General features: G+C 68.8%; 16 protein-coding genes and 2 pseudogenes. 5 read left to right on the top strand and 13 right to left on the bottom strand.

Annotated elements, in window-relative coordinates; all coding sequences use genetic code 11:
- The first annotated feature begins 85 nt into the window (after positions 1 to 85).
- On the top strand, positions 86 to 1,432 hold the full coding sequence (murA, locus tag OG841_RS28200; protein WP_328638943.1) for a UDP-N-acetylglucosamine 1-carboxyvinyltransferase: 1,347 nt from the start codon (positions 86 to 88) through the stop codon (positions 1,430 to 1,432).
- Between the two features lie 101 nt (positions 1,433 to 1,533).
- On the opposite strand, the gene OG841_RS28195 is transcribed toward murA, so the two are convergent.
- From OG841_RS28195 to OG841_RS28170, 6 genes are all read right to left on the bottom strand, one after another.
- Entirely contained in the window at positions 1,534 to 1,815 is a 282-nt protein-coding gene (locus OG841_RS28195; protein WP_007382399.1) for an HU family DNA-binding protein, read from the bottom strand.
- 303 nt (positions 1,816 to 2,118) lie between these two features.
- Positions 2,119 to 3,534, bottom strand: coding sequence for an NAD-dependent malic enzyme (locus OG841_RS28190; protein ID WP_328638944.1), 1,416 nt, complete (start codon positions 3,532 to 3,534; stop codon positions 2,119 to 2,121).
- A 288-nt stretch (positions 3,535 to 3,822) separates the two neighbouring features.
- Entirely contained in the window at positions 3,823 to 6,213 is a 2,391-nt protein-coding gene (locus OG841_RS28185; protein WP_371567030.1) for a HelD family protein, read from the bottom strand.
- A 63-nt stretch (positions 6,214 to 6,276) separates the two neighbouring features.
- The gene (locus tag OG841_RS28180; protein WP_365120046.1) at positions 6,277 to 7,044 is read right to left on the bottom strand and encodes an anti-sigma factor family protein; all 768 of its coding nucleotides are present in this window, start codon (positions 7,042 to 7,044) and stop codon (positions 6,277 to 6,279) included.
- Between the two features lie 59 nt (positions 7,045 to 7,103).
- Positions 7,104 to 7,625, bottom strand: a complete 522-nt coding sequence (locus OG841_RS28175) for a sigma-70 family RNA polymerase sigma factor (protein ID WP_010039908.1) — start codon at positions 7,623 to 7,625, stop codon at positions 7,104 to 7,106.
- A gap of 319 nt (positions 7,626 to 7,944) precedes the next feature.
- Positions 7,945 to 8,529 (bottom strand): CGNR zinc finger domain-containing protein, encoded by a 585-nt coding sequence (locus tag OG841_RS28170; protein WP_328638947.1) that lies wholly within the window; start codon positions 8,527 to 8,529, stop codon positions 7,945 to 7,947.
- Between the two features lie 199 nt (positions 8,530 to 8,728).
- Between OG841_RS28170 and OG841_RS28165 the strand changes: the two are divergent.
- Positions 8,729 to 9,193 (top strand): annotated as a pseudogene (locus OG841_RS28165) (anthrone oxygenase family protein); the annotation flags it as partial.
- Between the two features lie 203 nt (positions 9,194 to 9,396).
- On the opposite strand, the gene OG841_RS28160 reads toward OG841_RS28165, so the two are convergent.
- From OG841_RS28160 to OG841_RS28140, 5 genes are all read right to left on the bottom strand, one after another.
- Positions 9,397 to 10,551, bottom strand: coding sequence for a uroporphyrinogen-III synthase (locus OG841_RS28160; RefSeq protein ID WP_328638948.1), 1,155 nt, complete (start codon positions 10,549 to 10,551; stop codon positions 9,397 to 9,399).
- Between the two features lie 98 nt (positions 10,552 to 10,649).
- A complete protein-coding gene (locus OG841_RS28155) occupies positions 10,650 to 12,032 on the bottom strand; it encodes an MFS transporter (protein ID WP_328638949.1) in 1,383 nt (460 codons plus the stop codon).
- A gap of 223 nt (positions 12,033 to 12,255) precedes the next feature.
- A complete protein-coding gene (locus tag OG841_RS28150) occupies positions 12,256 to 12,945 on the bottom strand; it encodes a nucleotidyl transferase AbiEii/AbiGii toxin family protein (protein ID WP_328638950.1) in 690 nt (229 codons plus the stop codon).
- The gene (locus OG841_RS28145) at positions 12,942 to 13,223 is read right to left on the bottom strand and encodes a hypothetical protein (RefSeq protein WP_328638951.1); all 282 of its coding nucleotides are present in this window, start codon (positions 13,221 to 13,223) and stop codon (positions 12,942 to 12,944) included. The genes OG841_RS28150 and OG841_RS28145 overlap by 4 nt, the downstream gene beginning before the upstream one ends.
- 113 nt (positions 13,224 to 13,336) lie before the next feature.
- Positions 13,337 to 13,804: an ATP-binding protein gene (locus tag OG841_RS28140; protein WP_328638952.1), complete on the bottom strand. Its 468-nt coding sequence runs from the start codon at positions 13,802 to 13,804 to the stop codon at positions 13,337 to 13,339.
- Between the two features lie 236 nt (positions 13,805 to 14,040).
- Here OG841_RS28140 and OG841_RS28135 point away from each other — a divergent pair, with 236 nt between their 5' ends.
- The 3 genes from OG841_RS28135 to OG841_RS28125 all read left to right on the top strand — a co-directional run bounded on the left by OG841_RS28135 (position 14,041) and on the right by OG841_RS28125 (position 16,830).
- Positions 14,041 to 14,895 (top strand): helix-turn-helix domain-containing protein, encoded by an 855-nt coding sequence (locus OG841_RS28135; protein ID WP_328638953.1) that lies wholly within the window; start codon positions 14,041 to 14,043, stop codon positions 14,893 to 14,895.
- A complete protein-coding gene (locus OG841_RS28130; RefSeq protein ID WP_365120033.1) occupies positions 14,892 to 15,128 on the top strand; it encodes a DUF397 domain-containing protein in 237 nt (78 codons plus the stop codon). Before OG841_RS28135 ends, OG841_RS28130 begins: the two co-directional genes overlap by 4 nt.
- Before the next feature lie 73 nt (positions 15,129 to 15,201).
- A complete protein-coding gene (locus OG841_RS28125; protein ID WP_371567029.1) occupies positions 15,202 to 16,830 on the top strand; it encodes an ISAzo13 family transposase in 1,629 nt (542 codons plus the stop codon).
- Positions 16,831 to 16,891: 61 nt separating this feature from the next.
- Here OG841_RS28125 and OG841_RS28120 read toward each other — a convergent pair.
- Both OG841_RS28120 and OG841_RS28115 read right to left on the bottom strand, forming a co-directional pair.
- Positions 16,892 to 17,149 (bottom strand): annotated as a pseudogene (locus OG841_RS28120) (IS5/IS1182 family transposase); the annotation flags it as partial.
- A gap of 110 nt (positions 17,150 to 17,259) precedes the next feature.
- Positions 17,260 to 17,790 (bottom strand): DUF6584 family protein, encoded by a 531-nt coding sequence (locus tag OG841_RS28115; protein WP_328638955.1) that lies wholly within the window; start codon positions 17,788 to 17,790, stop codon positions 17,260 to 17,262.
- Positions 17,791 to 17,844: the final 54 nt, after the last annotated feature.

The raw sequence follows: 17,844 nt of genomic DNA, 5'->3' as shown, positions 1-17,844 counted from the left end.
CGGCACTTGGGCTTACAGAAGGGGGGTGGGCGGCGATTACCCTTTCCCTTCTGCCCCCTGCCCGACTCATCGGAACGCGAGATACATGACCGTCAACGGCTCTGACGACGTACTGATTGTCCACGGCGGCACCCCGCTGGAGGGCGAGATCCGGGTCCGCGGTGCGAAGAACCTCGTACCGAAGGCCATGGTCGCCGCCCTGCTGGGCAGCGAGCCGAGTCGACTGCGCAACGTTCCGGACATCCGTGACGTGCGGGTCGTACGCGGACTGCTGCAACTGCACGGGGTGACGGTCCGTCCGGGTGAGGAACCGGGCGAGCTGGTGATGGACCCGACGCACGTCGAGAGCGCGAACGTCGCTGACATCGATGCCCACGCCGGTTCCAGCCGCATCCCGATCCTGCTGTGCGGTCCACTGCTGCACCGCCTCGGCCACGCCTTCATCCCCGGCCTCGGCGGCTGCGACATCGGCGGCCGGCCCATCGACTTCCACTTCGAGGTGCTGCGGCAGTTCGGCGCGACGATCGAGAAGCGCGCGGACGGGCAGTTCCTGGAGGCGCCGCGGCGGCTTCGGGGTACGAAGATCCAGCTGCCGTACCCGTCCGTCGGCGCGACCGAGCAGGTCCTGCTGACGGCCGTCCTCGCCGAAGGTGTCACCGAGCTCTCGAACGCCGCGGTGGAACCGGAGATCGAGGACCTGATCTGCGTCCTGCAGAAGATGGGCGCCATCATCGCGATGGACACCGACCGGACCATCCGCGTCACGGGTGTGGACCGGCTCGGCGGCTACAACCACCGCGCTCTGCCGGACCGCCTGGAGGCCGCCTCCTGGGCGTCCGCCGCGCTGGCGACCGAGGGCAACATCTACGTCAAGGGCGCCCAGCAGCGCTCGATGATGACGTTCCTGAACACCTACCGGAAGGTGGGCGGTGCCTTCGAGATCGACGACGAGGGCATCCGCTTCTGGCACCCCGGCGGCCAGTTGAAGTCCATCGCGCTCGAGACCGATGTGCACCCGGGCTTCCAGACGGACTGGCAGCAGCCTCTGGTGGTCGCGCTCACCCAGGCCACGGGCCTGTCGATCATCCACGAGACGGTCTACGAGTCCCGCCTGGGCTTCACCTCCGCGCTGAACCAGATGGGTGCTCACATCCAGCTGTACCGCGAGTGCCTGGGCGGCTCGAACTGCCGCTTCGGTCAGCGCAACTTCCTGCACTCGGCGGTCGTCTCCGGCCCCACCAGGCTCCAGGGCGCCGATCTGGTCATCCCCGACCTCCGCGGCGGCTTCTCGTACCTGATCGCGGCGCTGGCGGCCCAGGGCACGTCCCGGGTCCACGGCATCGACCTCATCAACCGCGGCTACGAGAACTTCATGGAGAAGCTCGTGGAACTGGGCGCGAAGGTGGAGCTGCCGGGCAAGGCGCTCGGCTGATCCCTCTTCTGTTACGCCAATGGGGCGGCCACCCGGTTCCGGGTGGCCGCCCCATTGGCGTTACTGAGACGTGTACGTCGTCCCGAGACGCACCGTCGGACCTACTTGCCCTTGGCGGCTTCCTTGAGCTTGGAGCCCGCCGAAACCTTGACGCTGTAGCCGGCCGGGATCTGGATGGGGTCACCGGTCTGCGGGTTGCGCGCGGTACGAGCGGCACGGTGGGTGCGCTCGAAGGTCAGGAAGCCGGGGATGGTGACCTTCTCGTCACCCTTGGCGACGATCTCGCCGACGGTCTCGGCGAACGCGGCCAGAACGGCGTCGGCGTCCTTGCGGGTCACCTCGGCGCGGTCGGCCAGCGCGGCCACCAGCTCACTGCGGTTCATGTTGTTACTCCCGTGTTCTTCTTGCCGTTGGGGTGTGCCACGCGGCGGGGCCGCACACGAGGCACAGCGAAGCCGATGCGCTCGCGCCCAGGGACGCATCCTGCCCCTACCTGCTGCGGGAAAGCCAATCCGGCACCCGTAGGACTCGTATGAACACCCTAGGGGGTCACACGAACAGAGGCCTGGGCGTGGCGCCACCCTAGAGGGTGCCGTGAAGCGCCCGGTTCCGCGACGCGCCGGGCCGGAGGACCGCCGTGGCAATCCTCACAGCCGAACAGCCGACGCTCACTGTAGACGCAGGCCCTACGCCGTCGCCCCGGCGGCCTTCGCCGCGTCCCGCACCGCACCCGCGACCGCGCCCGCGACCTTGTCGTTGAAGACGCTCGGGATGATGTAGTTCGGGTTCAGCTCGTCCTCGGTGACGACGTCCGCGAGGGCCTTCGCGGCCGCGAGCATCATCTCCGTGTTGACCGTGCGGGACTGGGCGTCCAGCAGACCGCGGAAGACACCCGGGAAGACCAGCACGTTGTTGATCTGGTTCGGGAAGTCGGAGCGGCCGGTGGCCACGACGGCCGCCGTCTGACGGGCGACCGCCGGGTCGACCTCGGGGTCGGGGTTCGCGAGCGCGAACACAATCGCACCCTCGGCCATGGCGGCGACATCGGCGCCGTCCAGGACGTTCGGGGCGGAGACGCCGATGAAGACGTCCGCGCCGCGCACGGCCTCCTTCAACGTCCCGGTGAGGCCCTCGGGATTGGTGTTGTCGGCGATCCAGCGCAGCGCCGAGCCCGGAGCGGCGTCGACGAGGTCCTCACGGCCGGCGTGCACGACGCCGTGGATGTCGGCGACGACGGCGTTCTTCACGCCCGCCGCGATCAGCAGCTTGAGGATGGCCGTACCGGCCGCGCCGGCACCGGACATGACGACCCGGATGTTCTCAATTGCCTTGCCGGTGACGCGAAGTGCGTTCGTCAGGGCGGCGAGGACGACGATCGCGGTGCCGTGCTGGTCGTCGTGGAAGACGGGGATGTCGAGGGCCTCGCGCAGCCGGGCCTCGATCTCGAAGCAGCGCGGCGCGGAGATGTCCTCGAGGTTGATGCCGGCGAACCCGGGGGCGATCGCCTTGACGATCTCGACGATCGCGTCGGTGTCCTGGGTGTCGAGGCACAGCGGCCAGGCGTCGATGCCGGCGAACCGCTTGAAGAGGGCCGCCTTGCCCTCCATGACCGGGAGGGCGGCCTTGGGGCCGATGTTGCCCAGACCCAGCACGGCCGAGCCGTCCGTCACGACCGCAACGGAGTTGCGCTTGATGGTGAGGCGTCGGGCGTCCTCGGGGTTCTCGGCGATCGCCATGCAGACACGCGCCACACCCGGCGTGTAGATCATCGAGAGATCGTCACGGTTGCGGATGGGGTGCTTGGACTGCATCTCGATCTTGCCGCCGAGGTGCATCAGGAACGTACGGTCGGAGACCTTGCCGAGTGTGACGCCCTCGATGCCGCGCAGCTGCTGGACGATCTCGTCGGCGTGGGCCGTGGAGCTCGCGGCGATGGTGACGTCCATCCGGAGCTTCTCGTGGCCTGAGGCGGTCACGTCGAGGCCGGTCACCGAGCCTCCGTGGGACTCTACGGCCGTGGTGATCTGGGAGACCGCGGTACCACCTGCGGGCACCTCCAGCCGGACCGTAATCGAGTAGGAGACGCTGGGCGCCGTTGCCATGGCCGACTTCCTCTGCTTTCACCTGTGACGCTGATGCCGTCCGATGGTCGCACCTACTGATGAGTAGGCGTTAGCCACACTGGATTGCGGACTTTTTGTTCATGACGAGAGAGGCCCACGTCACATGGACGTGGGCCTCTCTCAGGTCAATGACACCGACCCGCCATGCTCGCCTCGCGGCAAGTGGTCGCTCGTAGCGACGAAGGTTGGGCCCGGGGGCTTGGATCGGGCCGGTGTCACGTCCAGGCTAACAAACGGATCCCGAAAGACCATTCCCGTACCGAGAGTTCAATCTCTCAGCAGATCGGGCACTCCGTCCCGGTCCGGCTGGTCGCGCTCCGCCGAGACGACCGTCAGCTGCTGGGTGGCCCGGGTGAGGGCGACGTAGAGCACCCGCAGTCCGGCCGGCGACTCGTCGGCGATCTCGGCCGGGGAGACGACGACCGTCGCGTCGTACTCCAGGCCCTTGGCCTCCAGGCTGCCGAGCGCCACCACCCGGTCGCCGAGACCGGTGAGCCAGCGGGCGGCTTCCTCCCGGCGGTTCATGGCGACGACGACGCCCACCGTCCCGTCGACGAGGTCGAGGAGGCGGGCCGCCTCCTCTCGGGCGGTCTCTCCCAGCGACTTCCGTGCGAGCGCGCCGCGTCCGTTGTTCGTTGTCACGAAACGCGGTTGTACGCCGGTGGACCGTACGGCCGAAGGGGCGGTCGAGCCGGGCATGGCGAGGGCCAGCACCTTGGCCGCGAGGTCGGCGATCTCGGAGGGGTTGCGGTAGTTCACGGTGAGCTGGAAGCGGCGGCGAGGACGCGTGCCGAGGGCCTCGTCGCGGGCCTCGGCGGCCTCGTCGGGGTCGGACCAGGAGGACTGCGCCGGGTCTCCCACGACCGTCCAGGTGGCGTGCCGGCCGCGGCGGCCGACCATGCGCCACTGCATCGGCGTGAGGTCCTGGGCCTCGTCGACGATGACGTGGGCGTACTCGACGCGTTCCTGGGCGAGCCGCTCGGCCCGCTCGCGCTGCGACTCCTCGCGGACCGGCATCAGCTCCTCCAGGCCGGTGAGGTGGTCGAGCGGGTCCAGTTCGCGCCTCTTCTTCGGGCGGGCCGGGGTGCCGAGGACGGCCTGGAGCTCGTCGAGCATGGCGATGTCGTGCACGGAGAGGCCGTCGCGTCTGAGGGAGCGGGCGACCCTGCGGACCTCGCCGGGGTTGAGGATGCGGCGGGCCCAGCGGCCGAGGCGCCGCTCGTCGGCCATGGCGGCGAGGACGGCCTTCGGGGTGAGTTCCGGCCACCAGGCGTCGAGGAACTCGATGAAGCCGTCCTCGGAGGTGATGTCCTCGTCGAACGACGACCGCAGCTCGGCCGCCAGTTCGGGATCGGTGTGCCGGGTGCCCGCCCCGGACCGCGCCCACAGGGCGTCCAGGAGCAGCTTGCGGGCCCGGGGTCGCAGCAGGTTGACGGGCGCCGTGCCGCTGAGGGCGTTCCGGCGGACGTTTTCCAGCTCGTCCCCCTCCAGTTCGAGCCGGCGCCCGAAGGCGACGACGCGGAGGCGGTTGGGGGGTGCGGAGGACGATGCGGTGGAGGTGTCCTCCTCGCCGAAGGCGAGCTGCCCGGAACCACTCCCCTCGCTGCCGCTCCCCAGCTCCAGCGCCCCCCGCGCCGCCTTCCGCAGCACCTTCAGCATCCGGTACGACCCCTTGGCGCGGGCCACGGCCGGGGAGTCGTACAGGGTTGCCTCGACGCCGTCGACCAGGGAGCCGATCGCGCGGATGGCGACCTGGCCCTCCTCGCCGAGGGACGGCAGGACGCCCTCGGTGTACGCCACGAGCAGCGGGGTGGGCGAGACGATGAGGATGCCGCCCGCGTAGCGGCGCCGGTCCTGGTAGAGCAGATACGCGGCCCGGTGCAGGGCCACGGCGGTCTTGCCGGTGCCGGGGCCGCCCTCGACGTAGGTCACGGACGCGGCGGGGGCACGGATGACCAGGTCCTGCTCGGCCTGGATGGAGGCGACGATGTCCCGCATGGTGTGGCTGCGGGCCTGTCCCAGCGCGGCCATCAGGGCGCCGTCGCCGATGACGGGCAGCTCGTGGCCGTCGAGGAAGGCCTTGAGCTCGGGGCGCATCAGGTCGTCCTCGACACCGAGGACCTTGCGGCCCTTGGAGCGGATCACCCGGCGTCGTACGACACGCCCGGGATCCACTGGAGTGGACCTGTAGAAGGGGGCGGCGGCCGGCGCCCGCCAGTCGATGACCAGCGGCGCGTACTCGGAGTCCAGGACTCCGATCCGGCCGATGTGCAGGGTCTCCGCGATGTCCGCGGTGTCGTCCTCCCGGACAGCGCCTTCGGCGGGCTCCACGGCGGTGTAGGCACCGTCGGGCCCCTTCTTGCCGTCCCTGCCGAGGAGCAGGTCGATCCGGCCGAAGAGGAAGTCCTCGAACTCGTTGTTGAGCCGGTTGAGGTGCACGCCGGCCCGGAAAACCTGGGCGTCCCGCTCGGCGAGAGCGCCCGGTGTGCCGACCTGGCCGCGCTTGGCCGCGTCGTTCATCAGGAACTCCGCCTCGTGGATCTTCTCCTCCAGGCGCCGGTAGACCCGGTCCAGATGTTCCTGTTCGACGCCGATCTCGTGGTCCCGAATCGAGTCCTGAACCGAGCCGACCGCGGATTGTTGAGCCTGAGCGGCCACCGGGCCCCCTTCTGACGTGCTGGGCAGCCGTCAACCGTACGCGAAGGGGGCCCCGGCGGGAAGTTACGCGTCGACCTGGACGAGCTTCTTGCCGTCGGAGGTGACGACCTCGAAGTGGTCGATCGCGTTCTGAGCCGGTGCGACCGCGCCGCCGATGTAGAGAGGCTTCTTGGACTCCGGGGTCTTGCCGTTCGGGATGCCGTAGCCCCACTTGCCGACGGACCAGGTGGAGGCCGTCCAGCGCTCACCGTTGTCGGTGACGGCGATCAGGGAGCACTTGATCTCTCCCTTGACACCCTTGAGCTCCAGACCGAGCGAGGTGCCCCAGTTCTTCTCCTGCATGGCGACGGTGGCGCTGACCCCGGTGGAGGAGTCGGTCGCGGACACCTTGTCGCTCATGGAATCGAAGAGTTCCTTCGGGGTGGCCGCGAGGACCTGGTTCTGCTTGGCCCCGCCGCCCGAGTCGCCGCCGCCCGCCGCCATCGCGGCGAACGGACCGCCGATGATCAGCGCGGCCGCGGCCGCGACCATGTAGAAGCTGCGGCGCCGCTTCTGCGCACGGCGTTCCGCGACCTCGTCCACCAGTTTGTTCACGATCCGCGGGCTGGGCTTGGCGGAGAGCGACTCACCGATCGCGGGGGTGCCGGAGCCCGGCAGGTCCGCGAGGGCGGCGAGCATCGGCTCCATGCCGGCGAGCTCGTCGAGCTGCTGGGCGCACCATTCGCAGGTGGCGAGGTGGGCCTCGAAAGCGGTTGCCTCGGCGTCGTCGAGGATCCCGAGGGCGTAGGCGCCGACGGTCTCGTGCTCGTTCGGCACCGGAGATCCCATCATGGAACCTGACATACCCGAACCACCTGTGCCGAATCCCTGGTTACCCCCGTACACACTCATCACGCCGTCACCCCCCGCTCCTCCAGTGCGAGCTTCATCGACCGCAGGGCGTAGAACACCCGAGAGCGGACGGTTCCGCTGGGAATGCCCAGGGTCTCGGCCGCCTCGTTGACGGTACGCCCCTTGAAATACGTCTCGACGAGTACCTCCCGGTGGGCGGGGGTCAGGTCGTCCAACGCATCCGACAGCGTCATCAACCACAGCGCCTTGTCGATCTCGTCCTCCGCGGGGATGACCTCCAGCGGCGACGGATCGACCTCCTGCGGCCGGGCCTGCCGACTGCGGTGGCCGTCGATGACGATGCGCCGGGCGACCGTCACCAGCCAGGGGCGTACCGATCCGGTCGCTCGATTGAGCTGTCCGGCGTTCTTCCAGGCACGGATGAGCGTCTCCTGCACCACGTCCTCGGCTCTCTGGCGGTCTCCCGCAACCAACCGAAGGACATACGCAAGGAGAGGCCCGGCGTGCTCCCTGTACAGGGCACGCATCAGCTCCTCATCAGGTTCCGAGGGCTGGGACATGCGATGTCGGGCCCTCGATCCACGTTCATTGGCCACGACGGAATCCTTGCGCACGCCCACCTCCGATGTCCGGGGGTTCCCCCAGTCGGTCGCTCGACTACGGGTACGGACGGGAGGGGTTGGGTGTTCAAAGTGCGACGACAGTTTTCTTCTGAGTGACGTGACGAGACAGGACATGCGCGCACATTCCCGCCGCGCGATCTTTACATTTCCACCACACAGGCAAGATCACGACTACGGCCCGTGAGGTTGAGTGAGTAAACGAAATGTAATCGAAATCACGTCGACTGACCCTCCACAGAAGGGACATAACGAACAGTCAGCTGCGCGAGAGAGCGGCCCGCCTCCGATGCCGGGCCACTCTTTCGCGGTTCCCACAGACCTCACTGGAGCACCAGCGCCTCCTTCGTCCCCGTGATGTATCCAGATAGACGATGGGGCAGTTGTCCCCTTCGCACTCTCTGATCGCCGCCCGTGCGACCGGGTCCGTCAGCAGCCCTACGGCGTCCCTGGCGATGGCCCCGAGCAGTGCCGCACAGCCGGGCGGACCGTCCAACTCACGCACCAGCGCGCCGTCCTCGTCCCGCACCGCGCGCGGGGCCGGAGGTGCGGCACGGGCGACGTCGTTGACGTGGGCGAGCGCGAGGTCGTAGCCGGGTCCGGGCGCACCTCGCACCAACTGCCCGATCCGGCCGCGCAGTTCCCGGAAGCCGACGAGCCAGGAGGGGTCCGCGTGCGTCAGGTCGGTCCCGTCCGGCACCAGCCCCGAACCGACGATCCAGGCGCACAGCACCTCCGTCGAGTCGAGGCGTTCCTCGGGGTGGGTGGTCGCGAGGAGGTCGAGGCTGATCCGTCCGGCGTCGAACCGCAGCTCGTACGCGACCGTGGCCATACCCAGTGCCATGTGCCTGTCACCGCCTAGGGTGCCCCGGTCGTAAGGGGTCGGTGAGGTGCTTCGCGGCTGTTCCGGGGCTCCCTCTTACAGTGCCCTCCCGCTCTCGCCGCCGTAACCCCTCGTACCGGGAGCGGTGCCTGGACGCGCACGTATGCGGCGGCGCGTCTCGGCCATGTCGGCGCGCCGGGCGGGGTCCTTGACTGGAGACATGACACAGAGCAGCAGGAGCGGCCGATTCGTCCTGGGCGCGGCCACGGTCGCCACGGGCCTGATCGCCGGGGCCTTCTACGTCTTCGCGTGCGCCGTCATGCCGGGCCTGGCGCGCAGCGACGACCGGGTCTACGTCAGCGTGATGCGCGACATCAACGAGGTCATCCAGAACCCGGTGTTCTTCCTGAGCTTCCTGGGCGCACCGGCCCTCACGGCGGCGGCGGCCTGGCAGGCCCGGGGCAGCCGCCACCGGTGGTGGGTGTGGGCGGCCCTGGCGGCCTCCGCCCTGGCGTTCCTGGTCACCGTCGTCTTCAACGTCCCCCTCAACGACGACCTCGCGCGGGGCGGCGACCCCGGCGCGCTGCGCGAGGAGTTCGAAGATCCCTGGGTGGCCTGGAACGTGGTGCGGGCGGTGCTGCTGACGGTGGCGCTGGGCCTTCTGGTGAAGGCCACGGGCAGCCGTGCCGCGAGGGTCGACCAGTGCCTCGGCAGGCAACGTCTGCCCGCTGAGGAGCGGCGTCCGGCGCGTGCTCCGGGGGCCCCGGCCGAAGCCCGGGAGTGCCGGCGGGAAGTCCTCGTACCGGATGAACCGGGGCTTTCGGCCGGTGCGACGAGAGGCCGTGCCGGACGCCGTGACCGGGCGAACGGTGCCGGCCGAGGCGCCGGCTAGACGTCCGCGTACTTGGTGTCGGCGGCCGGGTCCAGTGCCAGCCGGTATCCCCGCTTCACCACCGTCTGGATCAGCTTCGGCGCCCCCAGGGCCGTACGGAGACGGGCCATCGCCGTCTCCACCGCGTGCTCGTCCCGCCCGGCACCCGGCAGCGCCCGCAGCAGCTCCGCGCGCGAGACCACCCAGCCGGGCCGCCGGGACAGCGCCCGCAGCAGGGACATCCCCGCCGGCGGCACCGGCCGCAGCACCCCGTCGACCAGCACCGCGTGCCCCCGGATCTCCACCCGGTGGCCGGCGATGGGCAACGACCGGGCCCGCCCGGGAAGCTCCTGGCACAGCAACTGCACGAGCGGCCCGAGCCGGAAGCGCTCGGGCGACACCGTGTCCACCCCCCGCGCCTGCAACGGCAACGCGGTCACCGGCCCGACACACGCCGGCAGCACATCGTGGTGGAGAGCGGCGAGCAGCTCCGGAAGCAGACTCCGGTCCTCGGCCCGGGAGAGAAGGGAAGCCGCGGCGGGCGCGCTCGTGAAGGTCACCGCGTCCAGCCCCCGCGAGACGGCCGCGTCCAGCAGCCGGTCCATCGGCCCGATGTCCTCCGGAGGCATCCACCGGTACACCGGCACCCCCACGACCTCCGCGCCCGCGGCCCGCAAAGCCTCCACGAACCCGGGCAACGGCTCCCCGTGCAGCTGAATGGCGACCCGGCGTCCCTCGACACCCTCCTCCAGCAGCCGGTCCAGTACCTCGGCCATGGACTCGGACGACGGCGACCAGTCCTCCGTCAGCCCGGCGGCCCGGATGGACCCCTTGACCTTCGGCCCGCGCGCGAGCAGTTCCACCTCGCGCAGCCGGTCGAGGAGCGCCTCACCGAGCCCCCATCCGTCGGCGGCCTCGACCCACCCCCGGAAACCGATGGCGGTCGTGGCGATCACGACATCGGGCGCCTGGTCGATCAGATCCTTCGTCGCCGCCAGCAGTTCACTGTCGTCGGAGAGAGGCACGATCCGCAGGGCCGGCGCGTGCAGTACGGCGGCCCCACGGCGCTGGAGCAGCGCACCGAGTTCGTCTGCTCGGCGCGCGGCCGTGACTCCCACGGTGAACCCCGCGAGGGGGCCGTGTTGCTCTGCTGCCTGCTGTTCGTCGTACATCGCTGTCGTCCCGCAGTCTGTCGTCTGACCTACATGCCGACCGAGCCTGTCAACGGCTCGTGACAGGCTCGGTTCCGCTTTATGTCGCCAGTGTTACGTCACACCTCGGCGTAGCTGAGCTGCGGCTTCGCCTCAGAGGCGGTCGCAGCCTGGCCCTGGGCGGCCGTGCGGCGAAGGTATACGGCCCAGGTGACCGCGAAGCAGACGGCGTAGTAGACCAGGAAGGCGACGAACGCTCCGGTACCGGAGCCGTAGGAGAGGAAGGACTGACGGAAGGCGAGGTTGATGCCGACGCCGCCGAGTGCTCCCGCCGCGCCGATGAGCCCCATGGAGGCGCCGGAGAGGCGACGGCCGTACAGTACGGCCTCCTCCCCTTCGAGCCCCTTGGCGACGGCCTTCGTCTGGAAGATGCCGGGGATCATCTTGAACGTCGATCCGTTGCCGATGCCGGTGAGCGAGAACAGCACGACGAAGGCGACGACGAACAGGGGCAGCGACTTCTGCATGCTGGCGACGACCAGGACGGCGGTGGCGGCACCCATGGCGACGTAGTTCCAGAGGGTGATCTTCGCGCCGCCGTACTTGTCGGCGAGCCAGCCGCCCACGGGCCGGATCAGGGAGCCGAGCAGCGGTCCGATGAAGGTGAGGTACGTGGCCTGCAGCGGCGTACGGCCGAACTGGTTCGTCAGCACCTGCCCGAAGGCGAAGCTGTAGCCGATGAACGAGCCGAACGTGCCGATGTAGAGGAAGGACATGATCCAGGTGTGGCCGTCCCGCGCGGCGTCCTTGGCAGCACCGGTGTCGTTCTTCACGGACGCGATGTTGTCCATGAAGAGGGCGGCGAGGACTGCGGCTACAGCGATGAGCGGGATGTAGATCCCGAGCAGCACGCGCGGGCCTGCGTTGGCGCCGATGACGGCCAGGGCCACCAGCTGGATCGCGGCCACACCGATGTTTCCGCCGCCGGCGTTCAGACCGAGCGCCCAACCCTTCTTCTTCAGCGGGAAGAAGGCGTTGATGTTAGTCATGGAGGAGGCGAAGTTGCCGCCGCCGATACCGGCCAGCAGACCGACCACCAGGAAGGTGTTGAACGAGGTCCCCGGCTTCATCACGGCGAACGCGGCGATGCTCGGGATGAGGAGCAGGCTGGCCGAGATGATCGTCCAGTTCCGCCCGCCGAAGATCGCCACGGCGAAGGTGTAGGGCACCCGGACGACGGCTCCGACCAGGGTGACCATGGAGGTCAGCATGAACTTGTCGGCCGGGGTGAGGCCGTACTCCGGGCCCATGAAGAGCACGAGCACCGACCACAGGGTCCAGATCGAGAACCCGATGTGCTCGGAGAGAACGGAGAAGAGCAGGTTCCGCTTGGCGACCTTCTCGCCGGTCTCCTTCCAGAAGGTCTCGTCCTCGGGATCCCACTGCTGGATCCAGCGGCTGCCCCTGCTCGGGGGTGCGGGGGCTGTACTAGGGGCTGTCATGACGCCTCCACGGTGCGACGGGGCTCGGTGGTGCTTTTCGGGGGTGCTGAGCGGTGATAAGTCCCGAAGGTAGGGAGGACGCGTTTCCTGCCTGTGGCACCGGGTGACCGGAAGGGAACTTTGCTCTCACCCCGGCGGGGGGCGGGATGAGAGGTCGTGGGGGCTTTGTGTTACGAAGAGCTCCGCGCGTCGGAAGGCCGTGGTGTGAGGACCGGCCACCGCTTCAGCCGTCGGCGTCCTCGGGGTCGTCCTCCGGATCGTCGTAGTCCTCGAGGATCCGCAGCCCGAGGTCGGACTCCCACTCCAGGGCCCATCGTCGCAGCTCAGCGATGTCATCGAGGCTGAGCCCATAGGCCGCGAACTCCTCGTCACTCACCCATACGACGCTCTCCAGCCGGTCGCGCAGCTCGACGAGGTCGAAGTCGCCCTCGTCCCGCGCGCCCAGCGCCTCCAGCTCGATCACGGAGTAGTACCGGCAGGCCGCGTGGACGTCGATCACGTCACGCGGAAGACCGCGATCGCCGAGGGCGCGTACCTTCATGACCACCAGGTCCTCGAGATCGACCACGGGGCCGACGTCCATGAGTACCGGCTGACGAGCCAAGGCCTCTTTGAGAAGGTCTACTTCACAAGCCTCCCGGCTCTCCGGATCCGTGACGAGGAGCCGTGCCTTGAGCGGCCTGACATCGACAACCGCGACCGCCCAGCCCTTCCCCCGCAGGCCATCCGCAAGGCGCGGGACGATGTCGGTCATCGACGCAAGGTGCCGAGTAGCGAAGTCCAGATCCTGACTGGGACGAGCGACCAGGCCATGAGCCTGTACGGCATAGCCGCCGGCGAGGGCGAGCTCGTAATCCGCACCGGCATCCAAGGCGTCCGCCAGCAGTCGGCGATGCAGCGGGGGCAGCTTCATACCGAGCCGGAGCGGCGGAGCTCGGGAAAGGCTTCCTCCCACGTATCGCGCACGCCACGCCCCAGCATCTTGCGCAGGATCGACCAGTGGCGGACAAGGTGCCCTTGATCGAGGTAGCGCACGAAATCGTCCGTCGATCCGTTGTTCAGGACGATCCGGTACAGGCCCAGCAGCAGCTTCACGTCACCGAGATCGAAGACCCGCAGCCCGGACCACGCGAGCTCCAGGGGAAGCGCGACGGATCCGGTCTTGGGCCCGGCCAGCTCGTCGAGCGTCACCGGCAGCCGCTCCGTCCCGTAACCCCAGCGGGAAGGCGCACTCCTGCTTCCGTCTGCGTACTCGGCCACAACAGCAGTATGCCGGGCTCGTACGACAGCCGCGGCCGGACTGCTCAACGCTTCTCACCGAACCGGTCGCCCCGGCCCACCTCGAACCACAGCAGCTTCCCCGCACCCCGGTCGAGAAGCCCGTCCCCGAGCGACCAGCCACCCCACGCATCGGCGAACTCCTGGACGAGGAACAACCCGCGCCCACCGACAGCACCCACCGAGCCGGGCGGAACTCGGTCACCGGGCGGTTTGGCGAAGGGCGCCGGAATGTAGGAGTGGCTGTCCCAAACCCCGACCCGCAGCCGCCCCTCGCCGAGGGCGGTCAACCTCAACGAGGCGGGTCCCTTGGTGTGCAGGTAGGCGTTGGTGACAAGTTCGGACGTCAACAGCTCCACGGGGTCGAGGACATGGGCCATGCCGTGCCCCTTCAGCGCGGCCCGCACGGTCGTACGTGCGACACGTGCGGCTCTGGGGTCATGTGGCAGGCGAAGGGCGTACACCCACGTGTCGGGCAGGGCTACGGTGACCATCGGATACCTCCGGCTGAAGGGAAACGGGGCTTCGACGACTTCTCGCTCAACGACCGCGCCGGGCGGTGGCTGTGCCTGGGTGGGTGCGCTTCCGGCTTATGGGCGGGGGGAGTTGGGCGGTACGTGACCACCGTAGAGCAGATGGTTAGATGCATCTAACTAAAACCATGGGAAGCATCCACTCTTCACTCGTGTGAGGGACCGAGACGCCGCGACGCGGTCTGGAAGGAGACGCTGTGCCGCCCACCAACAGCCCCACGCTCAGGCAGCGGAGGCTGGGCGCAGAGCTGCGCAAACTCCGCGAGCGAACCGGGCTCACCGCGACCGGCGCCGCCGAACAGCTGGGCGTCAACCAGGCGCGCGTCAGCATGATCGAGACGGGCCGCACACCGATTAGCGCCGAGCGTGTGCGCTCCATGGCCCACGCCTACGACTGCTTCGACGAACAGCTCATCGAGGCGCTCGCGGCGATGACAGGCCGGCGCACACGCGGCTGGTGGGAGGAGTACCGCGACCACGTTCCGGTGGCCCTGGTCGACCTGGCGGAGTTGGAGCACCACGCCGCCGCATTACGTGTGGCCCTCATGTTCCACATCCCAGCACTGCTCCAGACCACGGACCACGCCCGGGCCCTCTTCCAGGCAGTGGTGCCACCCATGCGGCAGTACGAGATCGAGCACCGCCTCACCCACCGCCTCAAACGGCAAGGCGTGCTGCACAGGCAGGACCCGCCCCGGTACACGGCGATCGTTCACGAGGCGGCGCTCCGCATGGGCTTCGGCGGCCCCGTCGTGGCCCGCGGCCAGCTCAAGCACCTGGCCGACATCAGCGAACTGCCGCACGTCGACCTGCGCGTGATCCCGTTCGGGGCGGCCCACTTCCCCACCACGGGCCAGTCCTTCGACTACGTCGAGGGACCCGTACCGCAACTCGACACCGTCCAGCTGGACTCGCACCACGGAGCATGCGAGTTCCTCGACGCGGAGGCGCAGTTGAGCAAGTACCGGGCCGTGCTGGACGGCATGGAATCCTGCGCGCTCCCGTCCACCGAGTCACGCGACTTCATCCACCACCTCATCCAGGATCTGTGAGGAACCCACCTGTGCAGCCCATCCACTGGCAGAAGTCCACGTACAGCGGCGACGGCTCGAACTGCCTTGAGATAGCCGCGACCCCGGCCTTCATCCACATCCGCGACTCAAAGATCGCAGAAGGCCCTCAACTCGCCTTCGAGCCCTCCGTCTGGCGTCTCTTCATTTTCCATGCGGCAGCAGACAGACGCCCCCACCGGCCCCCAGCAGGGCAGCCAAGCCTGGGAGTCTGATACGCGTCTTTGATCCTTAGGGCTTGCAGATCATCAAGGTGTTGCTTCCCGTCCCATGGCTCGTTGACGTGGTATGCGCATCCCGGACGAGGTCCGTACCCAACTCACCACGAAGTTCGCGGTGTTGTTCCCGCATCTGGATGAGCGGCAGCGACGGCTGCTGATGGCCGCGGAGGCCCGTGTTCTGGGACACGGTGGTGTTCGGGCCGTCGCGCGGGCGGCCTCGGTGAGTGAGACCACGGTCCGCAAGGGCGTGTTCGAGCTGGAGGCCGGCGACGAGCCGCTGGGGCGGGTGCGGCGGCCGGGCGGGGGCCGTAAGAGGGTCGCAGATCTCGATCCGGGGCTGCGGCCGGACCTGCTGTCGCTGGTCGAGCCGGACGAGCGCGGTGATCCGATGTCGCCTCTGCGGTGGACGGTGAAGTCGACCCGCACACTCGCGCGGGAGCTTGCCCGGACCGGGCACAAAGTCAGTGCGGACACCGTCGCGGACCTGCTGCGGGAGGAAGGCTTCAGTCTGCAGGCCAACGCCAAGACCATCGAGGGCAGCCAACATCCCGACCGGGACGCGCAGTTCCGCTATCTCAACGAGCAGGCCCGCGATCACCGGGACGCCGGCCAGCCGGTGATCAGCGTGGACACCAAGAAGAAGGAACTCGTGGGCGACTTCAAGAACAACGGCCGCCAGTGGCGGCCGACGGGTGAGCCGGAACCGGTGAACGTCCATGACTTCGCAGACCCCCAGCTCGGCAAGGCCGTCCCCTATGGGATCTACGATCTGACGGCGAACACCGGCTGGGTCAACGTGGGCACCGATCACGACACCGCCGCGTTCGCGGTGGAATCGATCCGCCGCTGGTGGTCCGGCCAGGGCCGGGCCGCCTACCCGCAGGCGACTCGACTGCTCATCACCGCCGACGCGGGCGGCTCGAACGGCTACCGCACCCGGGCCTGGAAGCTCGAACTCGCCCGGCTCGCGGCCGAAACAGGATTGACGATCACCGTGTGCCACCTGCCGCCGGGCACATCGAAGTGGAACAAGATCGAGCACCGGCTCTTCTCGCACATCACCATGAACTGGCGCGGCCGCCCGCTGACCAGCCACGAAGTCATCGTCCAGTCCATCGCCGCGACCACCACTCGTACCGGACTGCGCGTCATGGCCGAGCTGGACACCAACCTCTACCCCACCGGAGTCCAGATCGGCGACGCGGAGATGGCTGCCCTGCCGCTGACCCGACACGCCTTCCACGGCGACTGGAACTATGCCCTGCACCCCCGGCCCTGCCCAGCCATCCCAGCACCCCGGGCTCCGCAGAGGCCGGCCCCGGCGTGGGACCACGCTCTCCTGTCCGACCCCGCCCTGACCGGCATGTCCCGGCAGCAACTGAGCGATCTCACCGACACTTTGGCCCTCGACGGCGACGTCAAGCGCGGCCGCCCGCCCCGGCTCACCTTCCCCGACCAGGTCCTGGCAGCCGTCCTTCACCTCCGGGTCGCCCTGGCCGCGGAACCCCTCGCCGTGCTGTTCGACAGCAGCCGGACCGCGATGCACCGCACCCTGCTAAAGATCAGGAGACTGTTCGATGCCCACGGCATCAGCGTCCCCCCGGCGACCACTCCACCCGCAGCCCTCGCACCCCTCCATGCCCAGGTCATCACCCTGACCAACGACCCCAACAGCAAGATCAAGACGCCATGTTGATGATCTGCAAGCCCTTAAGACTGTCCCGTAAAGATCTACGAGTCATCGGGGCCGTGATCGGCTACCGCCCGCGCTGCTCGCCCATCAGCCTGAGTGTGAGGATGTGCACGCGGGCGATTCCGCTCATCACGTGATGGACGCCGTTGCCCTCCAAGCGGCGGTCGCGGAGGGCGGACCTGGCGGTGGGATGTGTTCTGTTCTTCCTTCCATCCTGGCAGTTCGCTCTGCCCGCGCTCGCGGCGGTGCCGGATGACGAGGCAGGTGCGCCGGTAGCCGCCGCGATCACGGTGGTGCGGCCGACGGCGATCTTGGCTCCGGACAACGCCGACGCTGCCGAAACAGCGAGGGCTCGACCCAATGACCGGGGCTAGTTCTCGACGGTCCCACCGAACCCTGAGCGGCGCTCCTCACCGGCCCTGGTGACCTGGGTCAGTCAAAGAGGGCAACAACTCCATTCACCCAGATTGCGAGGAACGCAAGAACCCCAACCAGGCAGCCGACGCCCGCCAGCACACCGCCGACCGTCCACGGTCCGGAGGGCGCTTCCTCGTACTTCTCCTCGAGACCGTCCCGGTAGGCGGCGGGGTCGTCCCAGTCGACGGAGTGCCCCAGTTCCTCGGCGCAGGCGGTCCGCACCGCGACCAGTTGCCGCTCCGCGAAGGAGGTGGCAGCCATCGCCTCGGGGCCACACCAGGCGAGAGCCTTCATGCGCCACCGGGGGGACCCGTACCGCGCCTCGAAGGCGGCGGTCTCGTCGGCATTGCGGTCCTCTTCGAGGTACATCCAACGTCCGGCCTCGGCGGAGTCGCCATAGAGCCGGTACACCTCAGCCAGACGCCGACGGAGCGTCAGGTCGTATGGAAAGGACGAGACGAGACCGCGCAAACGCTGGCGCGCGACAGGAACCCGGCCGGCGGTCAGGTCCGCATCGACTCGGGCAAGGGTCTCTCTCAGAGGCATGACCACATGATCGGTTACAGCACTAGTCCAGGTCGACTGTCACGGTCCGTCGTA

Source organism: Streptomyces canus, from assembly GCF_041435015.1.
Taxonomy (GTDB): Bacteria; Actinomycetota; Actinomycetes; order Streptomycetales; family Streptomycetaceae; genus Streptomyces; species Streptomyces canus_G.
The sequence above is the reverse complement of the archived record's forward strand: the minus strand, read 5'-3'. Positions and strand labels throughout refer to the sequence as shown.

Excerpts from the sequence above, each read along its gene's own strand:
- OG841_RS28155 (WP_328638949.1), bottom strand. The coding sequence starts at position 12,032 with ATGACAGCCCCTAGTACAGCCCCCGCACCCCCGAGCAGGGGCAGCCGC.
- OG841_RS28150 (WP_328638950.1), bottom strand. The coding sequence starts at position 12,945 with ATGAAGCTGCCCCCGCTGCATCGCCGACTGCTGGCGGACGCCTTGGAT.
- OG841_RS28140 (WP_328638952.1), bottom strand. The coding sequence starts at position 13,804 with ATGGTCACCGTAGCCCTGCCCGACACGTGGGTGTACGCCCTTCGCCTG.
- OG841_RS28180 (WP_365120046.1), bottom strand. The coding sequence starts at position 7,044 with ATGATGGGATCTCCGGTGCCGAACGAGCACGAGACCGTCGGCGCCTAC.
- OG841_RS28160 (WP_328638948.1), bottom strand. The coding sequence starts at position 10,551 with ATGTACGACGAACAGCAGGCAGCAGAGCAACACGGCCCCCTCGCGGGG.
- OG841_RS28115 (WP_328638955.1), bottom strand. The coding sequence starts at position 17,790 with ATGCCTCTGAGAGAGACCCTTGCCCGAGTCGATGCGGACCTGACCGCC.
- OG841_RS28170 (WP_328638947.1), bottom strand. The coding sequence starts at position 8,529 with ATGGCACTGGGTATGGCCACGGTCGCGTACGAGCTGCGGTTCGACGCC.
- OG841_RS28195 (WP_007382399.1), bottom strand. The coding sequence starts at position 1,815 with ATGAACCGCAGTGAGCTGGTGGCCGCGCTGGCCGACCGCGCCGAGGTG.
- OG841_RS28190 (WP_328638944.1), bottom strand. The coding sequence starts at position 3,534 with ATGGCAACGGCGCCCAGCGTCTCCTACTCGATTACGGTCCGGCTGGAG.
- OG841_RS28125 (WP_371567029.1), top strand. The coding sequence starts at position 15,202 with ATGCGCATCCCGGACGAGGTCCGTACCCAACTCACCACGAAGTTCGCG.
- murA (WP_328638943.1), top strand. The coding sequence starts at position 86 with ATGACCGTCAACGGCTCTGACGACGTACTGATTGTCCACGGCGGCACC.
- OG841_RS28175 (WP_010039908.1), bottom strand. The coding sequence starts at position 7,625 with ATGTCCCAGCCCTCGGAACCTGATGAGGAGCTGATGCGTGCCCTGTAC.